The following is a 21,973-nucleotide window of genomic DNA, read 5'->3' on the forward strand; positions in this document are numbered from 1 at the left end:
CAAGGGCGGGAATCTAGGCTGTCACGGTCGGATGTCCGCATCGCGTCGCGCCGGACCACCCGTCACCCCCGCTGGCGGCGTCTGATCGGCTCGTCGTGTGCCTGCCCTGCTGGCGTGTCGCCGAGGGCGTCGAGGTCGATGGCGGGGGCGGAGTCGAGCGCCGGTGTGGCTTCGGGTGCGAGCGCCGGGTCGCGGGCGATCAGCTCGAACTGGTCGAGCAGCGCCTCGAACTGGCCCGCCCGCGTCTCCGTCCACCGGGCGAGGTGGGCGCGCATCCCAAACCAGAACGCCACGCCGAGCGCGGTGATCAGCACCGGGAGGATCCAGACGAGGGGCTCGAAATCGCCGAAGCCGAAGAGCGCCGACATCACGACCGCGATCACGAGGGCGGGAATCAGCCCGTGGTTGGGGCCATTGCCGCTCCGGACGAACGCCGCCTTCGAGCTCTCGATCGTGATCCGCGTGCCGCCCGTGACGGGCTCCGCAACGACGTGGAGCATCGAGCCCGGCTGGCTCTGCCACTCGCGGATCCGGCCGACCTGCGACGGGACACCCTTCGTGCCGAACGTCCGGCGCAACCGGGCGACGTACTGCTCCCACATCTCGTCGCTCAGCTCGACCGGCAACACGCGCGAGCGCCGGGGCGTCACGTCGACGCCGGAGACCAGCACGGGCTCGGCGTCGGGAAGCAGGTGCATCTCGGCGACGGCCGCCGCGACGTGGTCGGGGTCGAGCCCGGCCTCGCGGCCGATGGCCTGGAGCTCGGCCAGAGTCAACCCCTCGCCCCGGGCCTGGACGGCGTGCTGGCGCTCGGCGGCGCGGGCAAAGATGCGGCGGGCGTCGTCTTCGGAAAAGTGGTCGGTCACTGTGTGCGGGCGCGGTTGGCCGAGCGGCCAGCCTCGGGGGTGGGGCCGAGCGCGTCGAGGTCGAGGGCAGGCGAGCGGGGGGCGGTGTCGAGCCGTGCGTCGAGGGCGGCGCTCGCGGACGGGTCCGCGATCCGGGCGAGCGTGTCGGCGAGCCGGTCGGTGCGGGCGGGCTCTTGGCGCGAGCGGCGGCGGATGCTCAGGCTCGCCCACAGCGCCGTGGCAAGGGTGAGGGCGATGCCGATCGCGACCATCCACAGCCCCCCGTCTTTCCCTTTTACTAGATGCGCCAGCAGGCCGATCCCGCCAAGAAACGCGCCCATCGCGCTGTACACGTACAGGATGATGTCCTGCGAGGCACGGGGCGAGTCGACGGTCAGCACGGCGCCGTCATCGTCGGGCGCGAGTGTGACGCGCGCGCCGGAGGCAGCGGTCCAAACGCGGCGGTCGCCGATCTCTTCGGCGGTACCGGTGAGCGCGGGGTCGTCGAGAAAGTGGCCGACGACGCGCCCCCATGCGGCGTCGTCGGCGGGCGTATCGAGGCGGCGAACGGCGCGGTTGCGGAGCGCGTGGCCAAACCACGTCGGGCCCTGCGGCGCGTCGGCCTCGGCGGCGGCGGCGGCGATGTGGGCGGGGTCGATGCCCGCCTCGCGGCCGATGGCCTGAAGCTCGGCGAGCGACAGGTCGCCGTCGGGCGCGGCCGCCGTGTGCTGGCGGGCGGCGGCCCGCGCGAAGATGCGATGGGCCTGCTCCTGGGAGTACCGGCTCATCGTGTGCGGTCGCGGGTCGCGTCGCGGGCGGACTCGGTGTCGGGCGCGTCGACGTCGAGCAGCGCCGGGTCGATGCGGCCTTCGGGCGCGGCAGAGGCCGACGCGGCCGTCGGCGGGCTGTCGAGGGCGATGAGTTCGAGTCGGTCCAATAGCCCCTCGAATCGGCGGGCCTCGCGGCGACGCCATACGCGCGCGCCGATCTGGATGCCCGCGCCGAACAGCGTCCCGAAGGAGGCCAGGATGAGGGCTGGGATCCACAACTCAGTGTCGACCCCGGCCATCCACATGATGCCGAAGAACACGGACATCGCCCACTGAATGCCAGACGCGAGCGTGAGCCCGAAGACGGTGTCGCGGATCGAGCGCGAGAGCGTGACGCGAGCGCCCCGGTCGGTCGGCTCGACGGTCAGCCGCGTCGTGATCCCGTTCTTTGTGCCCCCGCTGATGACGGTCCACTCGCGCAAGCGGCCGATCTGGCCCGCCATGCCGGGCTGCCCAAACTCGCGGCGGGCGGCGCCCACCATCGAGGCCCACGTGTCGTCGTCGATCGGCCGGTCGAGCACGCGCGAGCGGATGACCTCGGTGGGCGTGCCGAGCAGCGTCTTCTCGGGGTGGGGCGCCGAGTCGAGCTCGGCGGCGGCGACGGCCACGAGCCCGGGGTCGAGCCCGGCGGCACTCGCGGCCTCCTCGAGCTCCGCCAGCGACAGCCCCTCGACGCCGGAGGCGGTCCGCTGGCGCTCGGCGACGAGCGCGAAGATGCGCTGGGCCTCTTCCTCGGAGTAGCGGCGGGTCATCGGACGCGGGTGCGAGTGTCGGGACGGGCGACGTCGAGCGGGTCGGCGTCGAGCAGTGCCGGGTCGATCCGGCCTTCGGGGACGGCGCGAGCGTCGTAGCTGCGCGAGATCAGGTCGACGCGGTCGAGGAGGGTTTCCAGCCGGGCCGGCGTGCGGCTCGCGGTCGCCTTGGCCGCGAGCCACAGCAGCGCGTACGCCAGCGCGCCGATCATCCCGAAGACCACCCCGACAACGGCGGCCTTAGGGTTGATCGCCAGGAGCGCAAGCATGGACCCGAGGCCGATCGTTCCGAAGAGGCCGCCCAGCAGGAGCCCCGCCGGCCGGTTCTGATCAGGCACCTCGACCGTCACCACGTCGCCCTCGTCGCGGCGCTCGATGGTGACGCGAGTGGCCATGGGGCTGGCGGCGGAGGCCCACTCGCGCCGGGTGCCGATCTGCTCCGTCACGCCGGGCGCCTTGAACTCGGCGCGGAGCGTGTCGACGACCCGTTCCCACTCGCCGTCGGTCAGGCGCGAGGGCAACAGGCGCGAGCGTGTGATGCCCACGGGGACGCCGTGCCACGTGGTCTGCTCGTGCTCGCGGACCCGGGCCCCGGCCGCCTCGGCGGCGATAAGGGCCGGGTCGAGCCCGGCCTCCCGGCCGATCGTGAGCAGGTCGTCGAGCGTGAGCCCGTCGGGTGCCGGGGCGGCGTGCTGGCGGCGGGCGGCGCGCTCGAAGATGGCGCGGGCCTCGTCGGCGGAAAAGAGGTCGGGCATGGGTCCCGAACCTACGGAAGGGCACTCTGGAGGGATGCAGGAGGAACGGCCCGCCCTGTGCGCTGCCTCTCCCCTACCGCACGTAGCTCGCGGCGTTGATGTCGACGGTCGTGCCCGTCGCGTGGTCCGCCAGCCCGGAGGCCAGGAAAACAACCGTCGGCGCCACGTCATCGGGCTCGGTGAGCTGGTCGAGCGCGGCGCCGTGGGTGGCAGCGGCCTCCCCAAACTCGGCGAGGTAGGGCGCCGCCATGTCGGTATTGGTGAAGCCGGGGGCGACGCCGAACGCCGCGAGCCCGCCGCCCGCCCGCGCCAGCGACTTCGTCAGTGCGACGACGCCGCCCTTCGAGGCCGCGTACGCCAGGTACGCCGGGTCGTCCCCCCGGAACGCGGCGCGGCTCGAGACGGTCACTAGCCGGACGGTGACGCCGGCCTCGTCCGCGGCCCTCCGGGCGCGAGCGTGCCGTGCGGCGGCCCGTCCCACCTCCGCCAGCGACCGCAGGTTGACAGCCATCGTGCGGTCCCACGCCGCCAGCCACTCGTCGAGGCCCATGTCGAGCGGGGCCTCCTCGAAGGTGCCCGCGTTCGCCACAACGATGTCGACGTGGCCGAAGGCGGCAACCGCCTGCTCCCACACCTCCTGCCCGGCACGCGGCTGGCGGAGGTCGGCCTCGAAGGCCTGCCCGCCGATCGCCTCAGCCAGCGCCTCCGCGGCCGCCCGGCTCCGCCCGTAGTGGACGCCGACGGTCGCGCCCGCGTCTGCGAGCCGCTGTGCAACGGCCCGCCCGATGCCCCGGCTAGCGCCCGTCACGAGCGCCATCTTCCCCTCCAGATCGATGGTCACGAGCGCGAGCGGACGAAGCGCACGACGAGCCCGCCCGTCGTCGTCATCTCGAGCCGCCCGTCGTCGAGCATCCGGTAGGCCACCGCGTCGTCGTCGGGCACCACGATCTGTCCGTTCTCGGTCTGGAACGTGAACGTGCGCTCGCGAACGATGGGGTCGAGGTCCTGCACCATCTCCATCTCGATCCGCGCCGTGCCCTCAGCGCCGAAGGCGCAGGTCATGTCTTCGACCGCGACGCCGAGCACCGCCAGCCGACCACCTTCGACGACCTCATCGAGCGACCACGCGCCGACGAGTGCGGGATCCACATCGTCGGCGACGACGGCCGCCTCGACGGGGCCCGACTCGGGCGAGGCCTGGGCAATGGCGGGGGCGGAGAGCAGGGCGAGGGCGACGACGAGTGAGCGCATTGGAGAGTCGGGGTGGGTGAGATCAACGGGAGGGTGGCGGCCCTTGGTGCGGGGCGACGGCATCGAGGACGGACGCCTCGCGGTCGGCTTCGACGACGAGCTGGCGGGCGCCGTCGGTGCCGCGCCGGAACGTGTACCGGGCCGGTTCATCCCCCAGCAAGACGTATGCCCCGGCGACCGTGTAGTCGCCCGTGTCTACGTCGTTGCCCCGGCGGACGACGGCGGTACCGTCGGGCCGGAACTCGACGGCGAACGAGGTGCCATCGCGGATGCCCTCCCAGGCCCCTAAGAGGGCCGGATCGCGGACGGAGGCGGGGTCCGCCTCTCGGAGCAGCAGCGTGACGCCGGTTTCGAGGTCGCGGACGGTCAGGAAGTTGCCATCGCGGACGGCGTCCCAGACCGTCGTCGAGCGTCCATCGCGGATGACGAGCTGTCCGTTGGAGACGACGTAGCGGCCGTCGTCGAACCGGCCCGAGAGCTCGCCGTCGTCAGGGTCGAGGTACACGTAGAGCGCCTCGACGTCGCTGGCGGAGATCGCCAGCCGGGCGAACACGAGCGCGTCGTCGGCGGGCACGTCGCGGGCGGCAACCAGCTCCCACACGCCGACCACGTCGGGCGGTGGGGCCTCCGGCGCGCGAGGCGTGACCTGCGCGGCGGCCGGGAGGGCAAGGAGAGCAGCGAGAGCGAGTCGGAGCAACAGAACAGGCGAGAGACACGTAGGAACGCGCCCCGCCCCCGGTGGGGTCCGCCTCCGTCCGCGAATTCGACGGCCCGGGCTAGCGCGGCGGCCCGGCCGGCTTGGCGCCGGCAGGCTTCGCGACTCCGCCGCTGGCGGGCGGGCTCGGCGCCGGGCGCCGCCACACGGGCACAGACGAGCAGGCCTCGCCGTACATGACCTTCGAGGCCACACCCTGCAGCCTCCGCGTCACCTGCACGAAGGCGTCGAGCGGGACGAGGTCGTTGCCGCATCCCTTCACCACGACGGGCACGTCGCGGTACGACTCCCAGTCGACATCGGCGAGCGCCGCGACCACGCCCCGCTGGCGAACGGCCTCCGGTGTCCCTTCGGCCACCCCGGCCGCGACGCCGTCGAGACGGGCGGCGACCAGCATGTAGGCCCACGTCGGGACGAGCGCGTCGGCGGAGCAGAACACGGCGACCATCTCGCCCCGATATGTCTCCCAGTCGTGCGCCTTCACGGCCATCCGGAACTCCCGCTCGCGCAGCACCACGCCTTTGTAGAGGAACGGCGCCAGGTCGAAGGCGGCGGGGACGGGCGGCGCCATCGCGGCGAGGTCGAGCGTCTCGATGGCGCTCTCGGCGACGCGGTTGACGATCGGAGCGTCGGAGCCGGTCGAGAGGTCGGTCAGCATGGGAAGTCAGGGTCGTGGTACGGGGTACGACGCGGAAAGACCGGCACCTCGTACCCCGACTCCCTTACGCGGCGACGCGACGGCGGGCGGACTGGGCGGCCTCCACAACGTGGCCGACGGCGGCGTCGACCTCGGCTTCGGTCGTCGGGCGGCCCAGGCTGAACCGGACGGTCGACTGGGCCTGCTCGGGCGTCAACCCCATCGCCGCGAGCACGTGGCTCGGGGCGTCGTGGCCGGCCTGGCAGGCCGCGCCGGTCGAGGCGGCGACGCCGTGCATGGCGGGCAGGAGGTGGTTCGATCGGACGCCGTCGAACCGCAGGCTGGAGGTGTTGGGCAGGCGCGGGGCCCCGGCGCCGTTGACGACCGTGCCGGGGAGCGCGTCGATCACGGCCGCCTCGAAACGATCGCGGAGCGCCGCCAGCCGCTCGGCGTCGGCCGCCTGGGCGCGCCGCGCGACCTGTGAGGCCATCCCGAGCCCGACGATGCCGGGCACGTTGAGCGTCCCGCCGCGGAGCCCGCCCTCCTGGCTGCCCCCGGTGATCTGGGGCTCCAGCCGAACGCGCGGCCCGCGCTGGCGCACGTAGAGCGCGCCGACGCCCTTCGGCCCGTACACCTTGTGCGCCGACATCGCCAGCAGGTCCACGCCGTCGTGGTTGACCGAGATCGGCACCTTGCCGACGGCCTGCGTCGCGTCGCTCATCATCAGCGCGCCCGCCCGGTGTGCCCGCTCGGCGATCTCACGGATCGGCTGGATCACGCCGGTCTCGTTGTTGGCCCACATCACGCTCACCACGTAGGTCTCCTCGTTGAGCGCCGCGTCGAGCGCGTCGAGGTCGATGAGCCCGTCGCCGTCAACGGGGAGGTAGGTCGTCTCGTAGCCCTCGCGCTCCATCGCCTCGCACGTCGCCAGCACGGCGCGGTGCTCGGTCGCGACCGTCACGATGCGGTGGCGGCGGCCGCCGTAGATGTCGCCGGCTCCACGGATCGCGAGGGAGATCGACTCGGTCGCGCCGGAGGTAAAGAACATGGTCCGGGGCGTCGCCCCGATCACCCGGGCCGTCCGCTCGCGGGCTTGCTTGACGGCCTCGTCGGCGGTCCACCCGAAGGCGTGCTCACTGGAAGCGTTTCCGAAGTGCTCACCGAAGAAGGGGAGCATCGCGTCGAGGACCCGGTCATCGACCGGCGTCGTCGCGTTGTAATCGAGGTAAATGGGCATCGCGGGCGGTGTCGGAGGACGGCCCGGAATACAGGGGCCGCCGCCCCGTGGCATCGGTCTGCTGATGTATACGGACCCGGCCCGAGCGATGTTGTGGATCTTCGCCGGAGAGCGCCCCTTCCCCCGCGTCCTGCCGGCTCGGTACCGATCCTCTGGCCGACGCGTTGATGGCCCGCCCTCCCTTCCCGCCATGTCCCGCTTCGCCCCGTGGTTGCTCGCGCTCGCCGCGCTCGCGGCCTGCTCCGAGCCGCCCACCATCACGGACTGCATCCCGGGCATCGACCCGACCTGCGTCCCGCCCGATCCGGACGACGAGATCGTCGGCGGCCTCAATCTGACGCAGCTCTTCGCCGCGCCCACACCCGCCGAAGTCGACGCCGCGCTGGCGGTCGAGATGTCGGCGACGGACGCCTCCCTCCCTCCCCTCACCGCCGCCGACCCTGCGCCCGACGGGGCCCGCCAGTTCGTGCTGGGGCTCGACGACGGCGCCGGTCGCATCCTGACAGCCCTGGTGCGCGTCCCGGGAGCGGCCGGGGCCACCTCACAGCTCCCCGTCGTGGTCGTGCTCCCCGACGGCACCGGCGGCGCCTCGGCCGCCGATTTCCTGACGGCACCCGGCTATGGCCGGCTCGCGACAGACGTGGTCCAGGTCGTCGTCGCGTATCGGGGCGAGGCGCTGGTCGTCGCGCGCGACTCGATCCGCTCCAGCCGCCCGGGCCGAGCCTTCCTCGACGACGTGCCCGACGTACTCGCTGTGCTCGCGGCGCTGGCACCGATCCCGCGGGCTGACACGTCCCGGGTCGCCCTCGTCGGCGCCGGGCGCGGCGGCACCGTCGCCCTGCTGGCGGCCGAGACGGGCAGCGTCGAGGGCGTCGTGTCGCTAGGCGCCGTCTCAGACCTTTTTGCGGACTCGTTCGTGGAGTTGATCCGCGCCGAACTGCGCGGAGAAGCGCCCGCCCCCACGCCCGCCGGCTTCCTCCGGCTCCAGCGCCCGGTGACCGACGTTCGGAACGGGATCCTGAGCCTTGCCGAGGCCCGCGTCGCCCTCCTCCACCTCTCCCCCGCCCGGCTCCGCCCCCGCGAGCGGCTCCCAGCCCTCCTCGCGTTGCACGGCGAGGACGATGTCGTCGTCGCCCCGGACCACCTGGACGCCCTCGCCGCCGGGCTCGCGGGAACCGGCGGCCCGCCCCGCACGCTCGCCCTCGTCGAGAACGCGGGGCACGGCGACCTGCTGGTCCGCCCGTCGGTCCAGAGCCAGATCGCCAGCTTCCTCACCGACCTCTTCTTCCCATGACCGCACGCCCCGTCCTCTCCGAGGCCCTGTCCGAGACCGACTGGGCCCACGTCCGCGCCGTCCGCGAGCGTGTGTTTATCCGCGAGCAGGGCTGCACGCCCGCCGAGGAGTGGGACGCCTTCGACGCGCCCCAGGCGCGGGGCGTGTCGGTGCACCATCTGCTGGCGACCGTCGACGGGCGCGCCGTCGGGGCGGCGCGCTGGCGACCGGTGACGGGGGCCGCCAAACTAGAGCGGTTCGCCGTCCTCCCCGAGGCGCGAGGGCTCGGCATCGCGCGAGCGTTGGTGGCGCGGGCGCTGGCGGATGCGCGAGCCGCCGGGCACCGCCGGTTTGTGCTCCACGCACAGACCTACGTGGCGGGACTTTACGCCGGCTTTGGCTTCGCGCCCGAGGGCCCGCCCTTCGACGAAGCTGGGCTGGAGCACGTGAAAATGGCGTTGACGGATCGCTAGCCGCCAACTCCCTTGCTACCTTTGGGACCTGCCCGGCACTACGCCGGTGGCCCTGCCGCGTTCGTCTAGGGGTCTAGGACGCTGCCCTCTCACGGCGGTAACACGGGTTCAAATCCCGTACGCGGTACCACGCCCCGATCCGTTTCGCACGGATCGGGGCGTTTTTTGTAAGGCCCTCTCCTACGGCGAGTTGCAGGGCGACGCTCTCGCGTGTAGGCTCCCCCATCGCGCTCGCGCTCACGTATGCCGATCGTCACCGCGATCATCGCCCTCCTGGTCTCCGTCGCGAGCTTCGTGTTCGCGGTCCTGGTGTTCGTGGACAACCGACGGCTGGAGCGCGAAAAGCACCGGACCGCCGCGCTGTCGTCGACGCACACGGCGACGCTGCTGCTCGATGAGGCCGTCGAACTCGTCCGCCGCGTCGACGCGTTTCTGGACGCCTCCGGGCTGGCGCTCGACGACGACGACGCCAAGGCCTACGACGACTACCGCCGCCGCGTCTTGGCCGACCACGCAGCGACCACCAAGGCCATGACGGACGTGGCGTACGGCAACCTCGCCGTCATCGAGTGCCGCGAGCTGGCGGCGCGGTCCACGCTCGTCGTCCACCGGACCGTCGCCGGACGGCGCGGGCTGCTGGATTTGCTCTCGGGCTTGCGTCAGGAGTTGGGCCCCGGCGGAGACGGCGTGGCCGCCTATGCCCCCCCGAAAGGGGCGCCACGGGCCTAGGCAGCGGCCGGTCAAAGACTCGGCGTGCGGGCCCGGCTGATGAGTCGGAGAGGGCTTACGAGAAGATGAGCCAGATGGCGGCGACACACGCGACGAGCACACCCGAGAGCACGAGGTCGGTGCGGCGCCAGCCGGCATCGGTCACCACGTCCGCCTCGGCAGTCGCGAAGGTGAGGCCGGCGGTCTTCTCGGCGGGCGGCGGCGCGGTCGCCAGCGAGACCGAGATCAGCACGATCGTGCACGCGGCGAAGATGGCGATCGCGATGTGCAAGAAGTTGACCTCCGCGAGCAGGGCCCAGACGGTGCCGTCCGCGAGCCCGTCGCCCGCCGGCCCGTTCAAGACTTCCAAGAACAGCCGCCCCAGCCCGAGCGCGAGCCCGGTCAGCAGCGACGCGAGGGCCCCGACGGCGTTCGCGCGCGGCCACAGCAGGCCGAACAGGAAGACGGCCGCGATCGGCGGCGAGATGTAGGCCTGGACGGACTGGATGTAGACGTAGAGCCCGCCCTCGGCGGCCTCCACGAACGGGATCCACGCCAGCCCGAGCACGGTGAGGGCGACCGTCGAGAGCCGCCCGACCCACACGAGCTGGCGCTCGGTCGCGGCGGGCCGGAGCCGCTTGTACACGTCCCACGTGATGAGCGTCGACGACGAGTTGAAGACGCTCGACAGCGACGACATCAGCGCCGCCAGCAGGCCCGCGACGACGAGCCCGCGCATCCCGATCGGCAAGAGGGTGGCCACGAGCGTCGGCAGGGCCTCGTTCGCGTTGCCCAACTCCATCTTGCCCTGAGACACGAGCGCCGCCGCCAGCATCCCCGGCAGCACGAAGATGAACAGGGGCAGCAGCTTCAGGAAACCGGCCAGGATGGTGCCGCGCCGCGCGTCGTCGATCGACTTGGCCGACAGCGTCCGCTGGACGATAAACTGGTCGGTGCACCAGTACCAGACGCCCAGGATGGGGGCGCCGAACAGGATGCCGGTCCACGGGAAGTCGGGGTCGCTGGCGGGCTTCCACATGTCGAGGAAGCCGGGGCCGACTTCGACCACCATCGCGTCCCACCCGCCGACGGCCGCCAGCCCGGCAAACGTCACGGCCGCCGCGCCGCCGATGAGCACGAAGGTCTGCAACATGTCCGTGTACAAGACCGCCCGCAAGCCGCCGAAGACGGTGTAGGCGCCGGTCGCGAAGACGACGACGAGCGCGCCGGTCCAGAACGGGACGCCGATCGCGGAGAACACGACGGCGCCGGCGAAGATGGTGACGGAGATCTTCGTCAGCACATACGCCAGGATGCTGACCGTCGCGAGGTACCAGCGCGCGCCGGAGCTGTAGCGGCGCTCCAGGAACTCGGGCATCGTGAACACGCCGCTCTTGAGGTAGAACGGGACGAACACCCAACCCAGCAAGAGGAGCATCAGCGACGCGAGCACCTCGAACTGCCCCGGCGCGACGCCGCTCGTGGCGCCCGAGCCCGCCAGCCCGACGAGGTGCTCGCTGCCGATGTTGCTGGCGAACAGGCTCGCGCCGATGACGAACCAGCCGACGTTGCGGCCCGCCAGGAAGTAGTCCTCGGAGTCCTCGTTGCCGCGCCGCCGCTCGCGGACGGTGGCGACGATGGCGACGCCGAACACGACGGCGAAGTAGACGGCGATGACGGTCCAGTCGAGAAAGCCGAGCGGCGTGTCCATGCGGAGCGGGTGGCGGGTGTGGCCGGAGTCTAGCGCCGGCCGCTCGCGCGTGCGAAACCGCTTTCACCCTGCCTGCTTCGGCGCAAACTCCCCCCGCGTGTCGGCCGGTCGCTCCGCTCCCAGGCCGAAACGCGGGGGGAGCCGCCCGCCGCGACCGCCGTGCTACCGCCCGATCCGGGCGCGAATCCCGACCGTCACCGTGCGCGGCAGGCCGGGGCGGACGCCCGCCGGGCGCCGGGCGACGACGTAGGCGTCGTCGAGCAGGTTCACCGCGCGCGCCGTCAGCGTGAGTCCGTTCGCGAGCGGGGCCTCGGCGACGACGTCGAACACGACGTGCGCGCCGATCCGCTCCGACGCCGGGATCTCGCCCTGGCCCGCGACCGACCGCATGTCGGAGACGGCGTTCGCCAAGAGCGCCGCCGTCCACCCGCCGCGCTCGACGCCCGCACGGACGTAGAGCCGGTGCGCCGCCTGGTACGGCAGCGCGTCGCCCTCGGCGACCGTGCCCCACGCCTCGAAGTCGCTCTCGAACGCGCTCCGGAAGCGCCCGTCGATGCCGGTGTACGCGACGCGGACGGGGACGCCCCAGGCGCTGGCGCCGCCCGCCAGCCGGGCGAGGTCCGCGCTGATGCCGACCTCCACGCCGCGCACGTCGACGCGCCCGCCGTTGAACTGGTCGGCCGTGCCGCCGCCGCCGGACGCCGCGAGGTCGGACCCGAGCAGGTTCCGGTACGCCGTCCAGAAGCCGGCCGCCTGGACCTCGATCCCGCCGCCGCCGTAGCGCACGCCGATCTCCGAGTTGACGCTCGACTCCGGGTTCGTCTCCGGGCGGCTGTCCGGCGGCGCGTAGCCCCGGTGGACGCCGCCGAAGACGCGCCAGCCCCGGCCGGCGTCGACGATCGCGCCGAGCCCGGGGATCAGCGCCGTCGAGGTGTTCTCCCGCACCGACAGATCGGCGCCCGTCCGCTCCACATCCGCCTTGCCGAAGTCCTCGCGGCGGAGCCGCACCGACTCGACGCGCAGGCCCGGGGTCAGCCGCACGGGCCCGAGCTTGGCCTCGGCCTGGACGTAGACCGCGACCGCTCGCGCCGACTCGATCCGGTTGCTGTCCGTGCCCGGCGTCCCGGCGTCCGCCAGCGTCATCGCGCCGCCGTCGATGGCGTACTGGTCGACCCACTGGAAGCGGTCCATCTCGTCGGCGTGGAGTCGGACGCCCGCCTCGACGAGCGCCCCTCTCGAGGCCGTCCCGAGCCGGACGCCGAGCGCCGTCTGGACGCCCTGGCTGAGGTAGTCGCGGTTGTTGGCCTTGACGTTGAGGAGCCCGGTGCCCGAGCCGCGGAGCGCCGCCAGCTCGGCGCCGAACGCCTCCGGCGCGTCGAGCACAGCCGCGATGCTCGCGGCGTCGCCGCCCGCCGCGACGCGGTCGAGCTTGTACCAGTTGCGCGAGAAGGCGTTGCGGTAGACCGTCGTCGTGAGGTCGACGCGGCTCGAGAACACGGCGACGTGCTGGGCGCGGAGCGCGCGCTGGTCGGCGTCCATCTGGTCGCGCTGGCTGCCCGCGTAGCGCGTGAACGGGCGGGCCTCGAAGTCGGCGTCGGTGAGCCCGAGGTACGTCTCGTCGGAGATCTCGTCGGTCAGGCTGCCGGTCAGCGTCAGGCTCTGGAAGACGGCGGCTCCGGGCGCCGTCGCGAGGCGGACGCGGCCGAAGAGGTCGGTCTTGTCGAAGCCCGTCGCCAGCTCGTCGCCGCGCGTGTCAAGAAGGGCGGCGCCACCCGCGCCCGTGATCGTCTTGAACCCGTCGACGTTGTCGCTGCGGACCTCGGCGACCGCGCCGACGCCCAATCCGCCGAGCCAGCCCGCCGACGGGGTCGAGGCGCCGGCGCGCGCGTGCAGCGTCCGCTGGCCGTTCGGGCCGAGGACGGCCTCGCCACGCACCGCGCGGCCGACCGGGATCGAGGCCGCCAGCAGGTTCAGCGCGCCGCCGGTCGTCGCCGGGCCGTGCTTGATCTGGCCGGCGCCGGTCCGCACCTCGACGCCGTCCATGCGGCCGGTCGTGGGGAAGTAGTAGGCGGCGGGCGCGGCGTACGGCGCCGGCGCGATGAGCACGCCGTCCTCCATCAGCGTGATCGTGCTCGACCGCTCGGCCCCGCTCCCGCGCAAGCCGACGTTCGGGCGCAGCCCGTACCCGTCCTCCTCCTGGATCGTCACGCCGGGCACCTCGCGGAGCACGCGGTGGATGTCGCCGTTCCCGACGAGCCGCATGGCGCGCGCGTCGACGTAGTGGCCCGAGCCGGGCAGGTCGAGCGTGCCCCGCCCGGTCAGCGTCTCGCGCGCCGTGACGACGACCTCGCCCGCGTCGAGCGCGGCCTCGACGAGCGCCAGCCGGACCTCGACGCGCGCGCCGTCGGCCAGCTCCACGACCGCGACGGCCGGGGCGTACCCGATCATCGTCGCCACGACCCGCGCCGCCCCCGCGTCGAGGCCGGTGATCTCGAACCGACCGCCGAGGTCGGCCGCCGCACCCCTCCCGGTCCCCTCCACGACCACGTTCGCGCCCGGCAGCGGGGAGCCCTCGACGTCGACGACGCGGCCGGCGACGACGGACGTCTGGGCGCTGGCGGTGAGGGAGATCAGGAGAGAGAGGAGGAGGAGACGCACGGGATCGGCCGGGGGGTGGGCTTGTCTGGACGAGATCTAAGGTAGCGGCCTTATCTGGATCTCGTCTAGCCTAGCCAGTCGCCTCCTCCCCCTTTCCACAATTCCCCGCCTTGCGAACGCCGTCGGCCCCGCCGCCCTCATCCGCCCGCGCGAGCCCGACGCCCCTTGCCCCTTGCCCCTTGCCCCTTGCCAAAAAAAGGCGGGCCGACCGGAGCCGACCCGCCTCAAAACGGGGAGCGTGCGCGCGCGCTACTCGGCGTCGCCGGACTCCGTGGGGTCCTCGTCGGGGACGCCCTCGGCCTTCTTGCCCAGCACGGTGTCGATGATGCCGTAGGCCTTGGCCTCCTCGGGGCTCATGAACTTGTCCCGGTCGGTGTCCTTCTCGACCTGGTCGACCGTCTGCCCGGTGTGGCTGGCGATCACCTCGTTCATCCGCTTCTTGATGTACAGGATCTCCTCGGCCTGGATCTGGATGTCCGAGGCCTGGCCCTGGGCGCCCGAGGACGGCTGGTGGATCATGATCCGGCTGTTCGGGAGCGCGGCGCGCTTGCCGGCCGCCCCGCCGAGCAGGAAGACGGAGCCCATCGACGCCGCCAGCCCGACGCAGATCGTCGCCACGTCGGGCTTGACGAACTGCATGGTGTCGTAGACGGCCATCCCGGAGTAGACCGCGCCGCCGGGGCTGTTGACGTAGAGGTTGATGTCCTTCTCGGGGTCGTCGGCGGCCAGGAAGAGGAGCTGCGCCACGGCCAGGTTCGCCGTCGTGTCGTTGACGGGCGTGCCGAACAAGACGATGCGGTCCTTGAGGAGCCGGCTGAAGATGTCGAACGAGCGCTCGCCACGCGCGGTCTGCTCGATCACCATCGGGACGAGCGCGTTGATGGGGGCCACCTGCTGGGGGCCCGAGTAGATGTCGTCGGGGAGCGTGGTGAGGCTCCGGGAAAACGAGACGAAGTCGCGGATCTGGCTCATGCGGGGGCGCGCGGGGGCGCGGTCAGGGTCTGTGATGTCGGAGCGTGGCACCCGAGCGGGCGGGTGCGGTTCCGCCCAGCGCGTGCGGGGCCCGCCAGCGGGCGCTCCCAAACGAACCGCGCCCTCCCCCGGGGTGGAGGGGGAGGGCGCAGGTCGCAAGCGGGGCGGGGGGGATTACTCCTCCTCGTCGGAGGGCTCGGCCTCGGTCTCCTCGTCGGCGGTCGCCGGCGTCAGTTCGACGGGCGCGTTCGCCTGGGCCTCAGCGATCTCGGCGCGCCGCGCCTCGGCCTCGGCCCGGATGTCGTCGGCGGTCCGCTCGACCACCTTGAACCGGCCTTCGAGCGCGCCGAAGATGCGCTGGTTCATCATCTGGTCGCCCATCTGCTCGAGCATCTGGGGCTGCGACGTGAAGTACTGCTTGACGAGCTCGGCGTCGGCGCCGTCGCCGGCCAGCTTCTGGAACTCGGCCTCGAAGTCCTCGGTCGAGACCTCGAGCCCCTCCTCCTCGATGAGCTGGTCCTTGATCAGGAGCCAGCGGACCTGGTCCTCGGCCTGCTGGCGGTTCTCGGTGCGCCAGGCCTCCATATCGAACGTCGGCGGGATGGCGCCCTCGTGGCGCTTGCGGACGTCCTCGAACATGGTGTCGAGCGCGGCGTCGACGAGCGTCGCCGGGACGGGGACCGTGTCGCGGTGGCCGAGCACGAACTCCTCGACCATCTTCTGCTCCAGCGCCTGCTTGGCGCGGGCGTCCCAGGACTTGGCGAGCTCCTCGCGGATCTGCGTCTTGAGGTCCTCGAGGTCCTCCGACTCGCCGGTCTGCGATTTGATAAAGTCGGCGTCCATCTCGGGCACGACGCGCTGAAGCACGTCGACGACGGTCAGCCGGTAGCGGTCGATCTCGCCCTCGTCGTCGGGGCGGGGCAGCTCGACGGTCGTCTCGTCGCCGATCTGGGTGCCGCTCAGCGCCTCGACCATCTCGGGGCGGAGGTCGGGGTTGCCCATCACGATGCGGGCGGCGTTCTGCTTGGGCCCGGTCGGCTCGCCGTCGGCGTCGATGGGCTGGATGTCCACCATCACGACGTGGCTCGTGTCGGCGGTCGTGCCCTCCTCGGTGTCCTCCTCGGTCGCGGCGAGGTCGCGGCGGCGCTGGAGGTCGGCGTCGACGTCCTCGTCGGTAAAGGCGCGGACGACGCGGGTGACGGGCACGCCCGACAGGTCCGCGAGCGCGATCGTCGGGCGGATGCCGAACTCGACGACGGCCTTGAGCTCGGCCTCGGGGTCCTCGACGTCGAAGTCGAGCTCGGTCAGGCGCGGCTGGCCGAGCGGCTCGATGTCCTCGTTCTCCACGACGGCCGTCCGGTAGGCCTCGCCGATGACCTGCTCGGCGACCTCGATGGAGACCTGGGGGCCGACCATCTTGCGGACGACGCCCATGGGCACCTTGCCGGGGCGGAAGCCCTTGAGGTTCATCTGGGCGCGCTGCTTTTTGAGGGCAGCGTCGATCTGGGGCTGGAGGTCCTCGGCGGGGACGGTCACGTCGAGGACGTAGTCGACCTCGTTGAGGGCTCGGACGTCGGTCTGCATCGGGGCGAATCGGTCGTGGGGAAGCGGAAAGCTACCCGGGGCCAGTCGCGGGATCGGTGAGGGTGTGGAGGATTGGGGGTGGAGGGATGGCGGGGGCGAGGGACTGGGGACTGGGGAATCTGAGATCGGCGACGGCCGACGGCCGCCCACCCGATCTCTCGAATCCGAGAGCTCGCCCCAAACCCGAGCCGCTTGGCGCCCTCGCATTGCCACAAGGGCCCCAGTCCCCAAGTCCCCAGTCCCCTAAAAATCCAGCCCGACGGAGAAGTACAGACGCCCATCCCCCACCTCGCGGCCGTCGAAGGGCCAGCCCCAATCGAGGCGGACGGGGTAGCCGAGCACGAACGTCCGCAGGCCGACGCCAGCCCCGAGCAGCACGTCCTCGAACACGCGGTACTCGACAGGCTCGGTCTCTGGGTCGTCGTCGTCGTCCTCCATCACGGTGCGGAACACGTCGAGCCCGCCGTCGGCGATCATGCCTGCGTCCACAAACGCGACGGTCTGAACGTCGTAGAGCGGCACGAGAGGGACCGGACCGGGCAGGAGCGCGGCGATCAGCGGCACGCGCACCTCGGCGTTGACCAGCGCAAAGCGGTCGCCGGCCGCCTCGTTGAACCCGAACCCGCGGATGGGCAGCACGGGCGTCGCAAACACGAAGTCGTCGGGCGACTCGACGGGCAGGCTCCGGAACTCGGACTTGACCCAGTTCTGGACGCCCGCCGCATAGAACCGCTGCGGGTCCGGCCCGACGCTGAGCCCGGCCGAGCCCCGTAGCGCGAGCCCGAACCCTTGCCCAAGCGGCCAGTACCGGCGGCCGTCGGCAATCGCCGTCACGAAGAAGGCGTCGGGGCCGGGCGCGCCAGATAGGCTGCCGGCGTAGCGCACACCGCTGCTCGGGCCGAGTCGGCCTGGGACCGTGTGGTCGACGGTATAGGTCACGCGCGGGACCGCGAACAGGCGGCTCCGGGCGCGCTCTCCCAAGTCAGAGAGGTCCGTCAGCGACACGCCAAGCAGGCCCACCTCAGCGTCGACTCGGCGAAACTTGTCGAGCGGGCGCCGCGCGCTGGCGACGACCCCGTAGTTGCGGTAGCGGTAGATCGTGCGGTTGGTGGGGTCGCGGAGCTGGCGGGCCAGGTGGAAGCCCTCCAGGCCGAACTGCGTGCGGCGCGCGCGATTCTGGTAGCTCAGCACGTAGTCGGCGTTGCGGAGGTCGAGGACGAGGTTGGTCGCCAGCCCGACGCGGTGGTCGCCCAAGACGTCGGAGAACAGGAGCTGCGTGACCGACTGGACGCCATAGACAGTGTCGTAGCTGCCGGCGGCCGAGATCAAGTCGAGCGTGAAGCGGAGCTTGTACTCGCGCGCGAGCAGCGCGCCCGTCGAGTCGCGGTTGCCGACAGGGCGGAACGGGTCGTCGCGGCGGGGCAGCCGACCGCCGCCGTCGAAGGCGTCGGAAAAGTCATAGGCGCGGAAGTCGACGCGCGAGCCGCGCTCCGGCGCCGTCGGGTCGAGCGCGAGCGTGTCCGTCGAGGCCAAGAACTCCGGGAGCGGGCCGGCGAGCGCCAGGATCGAATCGGCGAACGCCAACTCCTCGGGCGTCGGCGGGCCGGCCCGGCGCGGCGGGGGCGGGGGTGGGCGGCCGTCGGCGGCGTCGCGCAGGAACGGGTTCTGCTCGCGGATGGCGGTCGACGCCAGTTCGAGGGCCGGGGCCCCCGTCGCACGGCCCGTCCGGCGCTGGGCCCAGATGGTCGGCGCCAGCTCCGGCGGGAGGTCGGCGCGGCCGAAGGGGTCGCGCAGAAAGAAGACGGACGGCGAGCCGTCGTCGAGCGCCAGGAAGACGGCGCGGCGGCCGTCGGCCGAGAGCGAGACGTCGAGCACGCCCGTCTGCAGGTCGGTGAGCGGGTGGCTCGCGCGCGTGGCGAGGTCGAGCGCGTAAAGGTTGGGGACGCCGTTGCGGTCGCTGATGAACAGCAGGCGAGGGCCGCCGGGACCGTCGGCGAGCGCGGGTCGCGTCTCGTCCCAGAGCTCGTCGTCGGTGAGCCGCTCGACGCGACGCGGCGCGTCGAGGTCGAGGCGGTAAAGGTCATGGCTGCGGCGGCCCAGGGCTCGCGTGTCGACGGCGCGGGCAGCGGCGGCGCGAGCTGTGGCGATGCCGAGCGCGAGGGCATCGCCCCGGTCGGAGTGGAACACGATCGAACGGCCGTCGGGTGCCCAGGCAGGCGCGTGGTCGGAGTAGAGATCGCGGGTGAGGTTGGCGACGGCGCCGGTCGCCAGCTCCAGCACGTAGAGGTCCGAGTGCGCTCCGGCGACGCCCTCGAAAGCGATGTGCGTCCCGTCTGGGCTCCAGGCGACCGACACGACGGCATCGACGCCGGGTGGCCGGATCGACTCCACCTCGCGTGTTTCGACATCGACGAGCGCGAGCGCGTCGCCCGGGCCGCTCGTCACGGCGACCGCCAGCCGCCGACCGTCCGGGCTCCACGCCAGGCCGGGGCTCAGGATCCGCAGGCTCTCGAACGTCACGTTGTCCTGCCCCTCGACGACCGTCTCGGGCGGGCGCCGCCCGCCGGTCTGGGCCACGACCACGTCGAACAGCCCGTCCTCGGTCGACACGTAGGCGACGCGGTCGCCCTGGGGCGAGAGCGCGGGGCTGGCGTGGTACCACCCGCCGCTGACCCGGCGCGAGGCGATCGGGCGCGCGATCGCCTCGGCGTCCTCGCGCACGGCGACCTCGGGGTAGTAGGCGGCTCGCAGCGCCCGCTTCCAGCGCTCCGACAGCTCGCGCAGGCCCAGCCCGGTCGCCCGCCGGAACGCCCCGTCGACGCTGCGGCCGAGGCGGACGCGGTCCAGGATCTCGGTCACCTTTTCGCGCCCGTACTCCTGCGCTACGTAGTCCCAGACGCTCTGGCCGCCGCGATACGCGAAGAAGCCGCCGAGCCGCGCGATGTCGGGCAGGCGGTCTTCGAGGAGGGCCTCGCGGACGTACATGTCGCTCTGCGTGTCCCACCCGAGCGCGCTGAACTCGGCCAGCCCCTCGTTGAACCAGCCGGGAATCTGGAGCCGCGCCCCGCTCCGGATCAAGCTCTGCACGGAGCCGCCGTAGTAGAGGTCGTTGAGGACGGCGTGGACCAGCTCGTGGTGGACGACCTGGCGGAACGCGCGCCAGTCGCCGGTGAACGGGACGGCGATGCGGTTCTTGAACAGCTCCGTCACGCCCCCGATGCCCTCGGCGTAGACCGGCAACTCAACAGCGTTCGTGACGGCGAAGTCGGGGTGCGTGGGGTAGACGAGGAGCGGGATCCGCCGGGCCACATCCCCGCCGAACAGGGCCGACACCTCACGGTAGGCCTCCTCCGCGGCCTCGGCGGCGAACGTCGCCAGCACCTGGCCGCCCGGCGCGGCGTCCCGTTCGTAGAAGTAGACGTCGAAGTGGGCCGTCTGGAGCGTCCGCCAGTCGGCCTCGCGGTACTGCACGCGGTTCTTGCCGAACCCGAAGTATTGCGCGCTCGCGGGGGCCGCGCTCACGGCGAGCGCCAGCAGAACGACGAGACGGAGCGCGAGGCGGAGCACGGCCGGAGGCTAGGGGCGCAAGCGGGCGACGGCAAGGGACAACGCAGCCGCGAGGCGTTTCGTCGTCGTCACGCGGGGTTCTCGTGAGCGGGTGGGAGCGGAGTCGGGCGACACGCGCGCCGGGCCCGTCCCGAGCGCATGGGGGATGCCGCACGCGACGTCGATGCTACAGGTTCAGCCGGAGCGTCACCTGCCCATCGCCGAGCCCGAAGATCAGCGACGACGCGTCGACGCGGAGGGCAGGATCGAGCACGAGGACGGCCGGCCCCAGCTCGAGGGAGACCGGGAGCGACACGACGGCGCCGACCGATGTCTCCGTTCTGGTCTCTCCGCCCACGGTCTGCTCGTCTGGGCCGCCCGCGCCGAACACGAGCGTCGACGCGGTCAGCTCGCGGACGGCCCCGTACAGCCCGACCCCCACCTGGGCGCGCACGGACCCGTCGGCGAGCGGGAGGTACCGTACGGCGCTCGCGCGGGCCCGAGTCTCGACGACCTCTCGCCCGCCTCGAGTCTCGGTCGGCCCGCTGTCGGCGGGAAACACAAACGTCGTGGCACCCGAGACGGTGGCCAGGCCTACCACGGCGAGCCGCCACGGTGCCCGGTCCGGGCCGACCACCCAGCCGACATCGGCGCCGATGTGCAGCTCAGCCGGGTACAGGAACCGTTCGTCGTCGACCGGGCCGCCGTATCCGAGGAGCACGGTCAGGTCGAGGCCATTCCCAAACCGGTACCCCACGCTCCCGCTCGCGTCGACGCCGGCGGGTGTGAAGGCAGGAAACGGCCCGCCCGCCAGGTCCAGCGACACGACCGGCCCCGCGCGGCCGACGACATGCGACTGGGCCGAGGCCGGGGCCACCACGACGAAAGCGACAACAAGGACAAATCGAAGCATGTATACAGTGCTAGGGCCCGGGAGACTACCGCCATCCGCAGACCGCCCTCTAGTCCAATCGTACCGCTTCGCGCCAGCCCCCTCGCGCTACAGCCATCCCTGCCGGCGGTACCACCCGACGGCCTCGACCCAGCCCTCCGCCAGCCCCACCGTGGGCGCGTACCCGACGGCACTCGCGGCCTTCGACGAGTCGCAGATCCAGGCGTGCTTTGCGGCTTCCGCCTTGTCGCGCGTCAGCGGCGGCAGCGTGCCGACGAGCCCGCCGCCCCACTCCGCCAGCGCGCCGACCGCGCCGATCGCCGCGCGGGGCACGCGGAGCGCCAGCGTCTTTCGCTCGAGCGCACCTTCTAGCGCCCCCCGCACCTCGGCCCACGACACGCCGGGCGTGCCCAGGAAGTACGTCTCCCCCGCCGCCCCGTAGTGCTCGGCCAGGTCGGCCATCCCCCGTACCAGGTCCGACACGTGGACGAGGGACAGGCGAGGCACGGCATCGGGCCCGACGATGGGGAACAGGCCGCGCGCGGCGCCCTTGGCCATCTCGAACAGGTCGGCCTCGCGCGAGCCGTAGACGGCCGGCGGGCGGACGACCGTCACGCCGAGGTCGCCGTAGTCGCGGCGGATCATATCCTCCATCCGCGCTTTGCTGACGCCGTACATCGAGATCGGCTGCGGGCGGTCGGCCTCGGTCGCCGGGACCGCGGCGCCGTCGGGCGCGAGCGCGTTCGGGCCGAGCGCCTCTAGGCTGCTCGTCGCCAGCACGCGCGGCGCCCCACCGCCCGCGCGGACGGCGTCGAGGACGGCTCGCGTACCGTCGACGTTCGCGCGGTCGAGCGTGGCCTGGTCGCGCGCGCGCGTCAGCCCGGCGACGTGGGCAACGAGGTCGGCGCCGTCGACGCCCGCCGCCAGCGCGTCGGCGTCGTGGAGACTGCCCGCGACGGTCTCGACGTCGAGCCCCGCCAGCCACTTCGGATCGCTCCGCACGAGCGCGCGGACTGCGTAGCCCCGCGCCAGCAGCTCGTCGATCAGGTGGCTCCCGACGAACCCGGTCCCGCCGGTGACGAACGCGAGACGGGAAGACTCAGACATCGGGCGGGCGCAAAAAAAGGGGAGCCG

The 21,973-nt window shown here is 72.6% G+C and carries 19 protein-coding genes and 1 tRNA gene; 4 read left to right on the top strand and 16 right to left on the bottom strand.

The window, feature by feature from the left end; genetic code table 11:
• Positions 1-62: 62 nt before the first annotated feature.
• The 9 genes from ACLII4_RS16105 to ACLII4_RS16145 form a co-directional block, all read right to left on the bottom strand.
• Positions 63-866, bottom strand: coding sequence for a hypothetical protein (locus ACLII4_RS16105; RefSeq protein WP_412068413.1), 804 nt, complete (start codon positions 864-866; stop codon positions 63-65).
• A complete protein-coding gene (locus tag ACLII4_RS16110) occupies positions 863-1,633 on the bottom strand; it encodes a hypothetical protein (protein ID WP_412068414.1) in 771 nt (256 codons plus the stop codon). The genes ACLII4_RS16105 and ACLII4_RS16110 overlap by 4 nt, the downstream gene beginning before the upstream one ends.
• The gene (locus tag ACLII4_RS16115) at positions 1,630-2,427 is read right to left on the bottom strand and encodes a hypothetical protein (RefSeq protein ID WP_412068415.1); all 798 of its coding nucleotides are present in this window, start codon (positions 2,425-2,427) and stop codon (positions 1,630-1,632) included. Before ACLII4_RS16115 ends, ACLII4_RS16110 begins: the two co-directional genes overlap by 4 nt.
• Positions 2,424-3,182 carry a hypothetical protein gene (locus tag ACLII4_RS16120; protein ID WP_412068416.1) on the bottom strand — a complete coding sequence of 253 codons (759 nt, stop codon included), beginning with the start codon at positions 3,180-3,182 and terminating at the stop codon, positions 2,424-2,426. The genes ACLII4_RS16115 and ACLII4_RS16120 overlap by 4 nt, the downstream gene beginning before the upstream one ends.
• A gap of 73 nt (positions 3,183-3,255) precedes the next feature.
• Complete coding sequence (locus ACLII4_RS16125; protein WP_412068417.1) at positions 3,256-4,023, bottom strand: SDR family NAD(P)-dependent oxidoreductase; 768 nt, start codon at positions 4,021-4,023, stop codon at positions 3,256-3,258.
• The gene (locus ACLII4_RS16130) at positions 4,020-4,433 is read right to left on the bottom strand and encodes a hypothetical protein (protein WP_412068418.1); all 414 of its coding nucleotides are present in this window, start codon (positions 4,431-4,433) and stop codon (positions 4,020-4,022) included. The genes ACLII4_RS16125 and ACLII4_RS16130 overlap by 4 nt, the downstream gene beginning before the upstream one ends.
• Before the next feature lie 22 nt (positions 4,434-4,455).
• Entirely contained in the window at positions 4,456-5,130 is a 675-nt protein-coding gene (locus tag ACLII4_RS16135) for a hypothetical protein (RefSeq protein WP_412068419.1), read from the bottom strand.
• A gap of 79 nt (positions 5,131-5,209) precedes the next feature.
• Complete coding sequence (locus ACLII4_RS16140) at positions 5,210-5,806, bottom strand: DUF2480 family protein (protein ID WP_412068420.1); 597 nt, start codon at positions 5,804-5,806, stop codon at positions 5,210-5,212.
• A gap of 64 nt (positions 5,807-5,870) precedes the next feature.
• Positions 5,871-7,022, bottom strand: coding sequence for a cysteine desulfurase family protein (locus ACLII4_RS16145; RefSeq protein ID WP_412068421.1), 1,152 nt, complete (start codon positions 7,020-7,022; stop codon positions 5,871-5,873).
• A gap of 190 nt (positions 7,023-7,212) precedes the next feature.
• Here ACLII4_RS16145 and ACLII4_RS16150 point away from each other — a divergent pair, with 190 nt between their 5' ends.
• From ACLII4_RS16150 to ACLII4_RS16165, 4 genes are all read left to right on the top strand, one after another.
• Entirely contained in the window at positions 7,213-8,316 is a 1,104-nt protein-coding gene (locus ACLII4_RS16150) for an alpha/beta hydrolase family protein (protein ID WP_412068422.1), read from the top strand.
• Complete coding sequence (locus ACLII4_RS16155; RefSeq protein ID WP_412068423.1) at positions 8,313-8,768, top strand: GNAT family N-acetyltransferase; 456 nt, start codon at positions 8,313-8,315, stop codon at positions 8,766-8,768. The genes ACLII4_RS16150 and ACLII4_RS16155 overlap by 4 nt, the downstream gene beginning before the upstream one ends.
• Before the next feature lie 54 nt (positions 8,769-8,822).
• Positions 8,823-8,898: transfer RNA gene (locus tag ACLII4_RS16160), tRNA-Glu, on the top strand.
• 113 nt (positions 8,899-9,011) lie between these two features.
• Entirely contained in the window at positions 9,012-9,497 is a 486-nt protein-coding gene (locus ACLII4_RS16165; RefSeq protein WP_412068424.1) for a hypothetical protein, read from the top strand.
• A gap of 55 nt (positions 9,498-9,552) precedes the next feature.
• On the opposite strand, the gene ACLII4_RS16170 is transcribed toward ACLII4_RS16165, so the two are convergent.
• From ACLII4_RS16170 to ACLII4_RS16200, 7 genes are all read right to left on the bottom strand, one after another.
• On the bottom strand, positions 9,553-11,187 hold the full coding sequence (locus tag ACLII4_RS16170) for a sodium:solute symporter (RefSeq protein WP_412068425.1): 1,635 nt from the start codon (positions 11,185-11,187) through the stop codon (positions 9,553-9,555).
• A 162-nt stretch (positions 11,188-11,349) separates the two neighbouring features.
• Complete coding sequence (locus ACLII4_RS16175; RefSeq protein ID WP_412068426.1) at positions 11,350-13,845, bottom strand: TonB-dependent receptor domain-containing protein; 2,496 nt, start codon at positions 13,843-13,845, stop codon at positions 11,350-11,352.
• A gap of 249 nt (positions 13,846-14,094) precedes the next feature.
• Entirely contained in the window at positions 14,095-14,817 is a 723-nt protein-coding gene (gene clpP / locus ACLII4_RS16180; RefSeq protein ID WP_412068427.1) for an ATP-dependent Clp endopeptidase proteolytic subunit ClpP, read from the bottom strand.
• Between the two features lie 174 nt (positions 14,818-14,991).
• Positions 14,992-16,401: a trigger factor gene (gene tig / locus ACLII4_RS16185; protein WP_412068428.1), complete on the bottom strand. Its 1,410-nt coding sequence runs from the start codon at positions 16,399-16,401 to the stop codon at positions 14,992-14,994.
• A 243-nt stretch (positions 16,402-16,644) separates the two neighbouring features.
• On the bottom strand, positions 16,645-19,968 hold the full coding sequence (locus tag ACLII4_RS16190) for a peptidase MA family metallohydrolase (protein WP_412068429.1): 3,324 nt from the start codon (positions 19,966-19,968) through the stop codon (positions 16,645-16,647).
• Positions 19,969-20,134: 166 nt separating this feature from the next.
• Positions 20,135-20,860, bottom strand: a complete 726-nt coding sequence (locus ACLII4_RS16195) for a hypothetical protein (RefSeq protein WP_412068430.1) — start codon at positions 20,858-20,860, stop codon at positions 20,135-20,137.
• A gap of 87 nt (positions 20,861-20,947) precedes the next feature.
• Positions 20,948-21,946, bottom strand: coding sequence for an NAD-dependent epimerase/dehydratase family protein (locus tag ACLII4_RS16200; RefSeq protein ID WP_412068431.1), 999 nt, complete (start codon positions 21,944-21,946; stop codon positions 20,948-20,950).
• Positions 21,947-21,973: the final 27 nt, after the last annotated feature.

Source organism: Rubrivirga aquatilis, assembly GCF_046845665.1.
In the GTDB taxonomy this organism is placed as follows: domain Bacteria; phylum Bacteroidota; class Rhodothermia; order Rhodothermales; family Rubricoccaceae; genus Rubrivirga.

Excerpts from the sequence above, each read along its gene's own strand:
- ACLII4_RS16200 (WP_412068431.1), bottom strand. The coding sequence starts at position 21,946 with ATGTCTGAGTCTTCCCGTCTCGCGTTCGTCACCGGCGGGACCGGGTTC.
- ACLII4_RS16140 (WP_412068420.1), bottom strand. The coding sequence starts at position 5,806 with ATGCTGACCGACCTCTCGACCGGCTCCGACGCTCCGATCGTCAACCGC.
- ACLII4_RS16145 (WP_412068421.1), bottom strand. The coding sequence starts at position 7,022 with ATGCCCATTTACCTCGATTACAACGCGACGACGCCGGTCGATGACCGG.
- ACLII4_RS16195 (WP_412068430.1), bottom strand. The coding sequence starts at position 20,860 with ATGCTTCGATTTGTCCTTGTTGTCGCTTTCGTCGTGGTGGCCCCGGCC.
- clpP (WP_412068427.1), bottom strand. The coding sequence starts at position 14,817 with ATGAGCCAGATCCGCGACTTCGTCTCGTTTTCCCGGAGCCTCACCACG.
- ACLII4_RS16120 (WP_412068416.1), bottom strand. The coding sequence starts at position 3,182 with ATGCCCGACCTCTTTTCCGCCGACGAGGCCCGCGCCATCTTCGAGCGC.
- ACLII4_RS16165 (WP_412068424.1), top strand. The coding sequence starts at position 9,012 with ATGCCGATCGTCACCGCGATCATCGCCCTCCTGGTCTCCGTCGCGAGC.
- ACLII4_RS16110 (WP_412068414.1), bottom strand. The coding sequence starts at position 1,633 with ATGAGCCGGTACTCCCAGGAGCAGGCCCATCGCATCTTCGCGCGGGCC.
- ACLII4_RS16115 (WP_412068415.1), bottom strand. The coding sequence starts at position 2,427 with ATGACCCGCCGCTACTCCGAGGAAGAGGCCCAGCGCATCTTCGCGCTC.
- ACLII4_RS16150 (WP_412068422.1), top strand. The coding sequence starts at position 7,213 with ATGTCCCGCTTCGCCCCGTGGTTGCTCGCGCTCGCCGCGCTCGCGGCC.
- ACLII4_RS16130 (WP_412068418.1), bottom strand. The coding sequence starts at position 4,433 with ATGCGCTCACTCGTCGTCGCCCTCGCCCTGCTCTCCGCCCCCGCCATT.
- tig (WP_412068428.1), bottom strand. The coding sequence starts at position 16,401 with ATGCAGACCGACGTCCGAGCCCTCAACGAGGTCGACTACGTCCTCGAC.
- ACLII4_RS16155 (WP_412068423.1), top strand. The coding sequence starts at position 8,313 with ATGACCGCACGCCCCGTCCTCTCCGAGGCCCTGTCCGAGACCGACTGG.
- ACLII4_RS16170 (WP_412068425.1), bottom strand. The coding sequence starts at position 11,187 with ATGGACACGCCGCTCGGCTTTCTCGACTGGACCGTCATCGCCGTCTAC.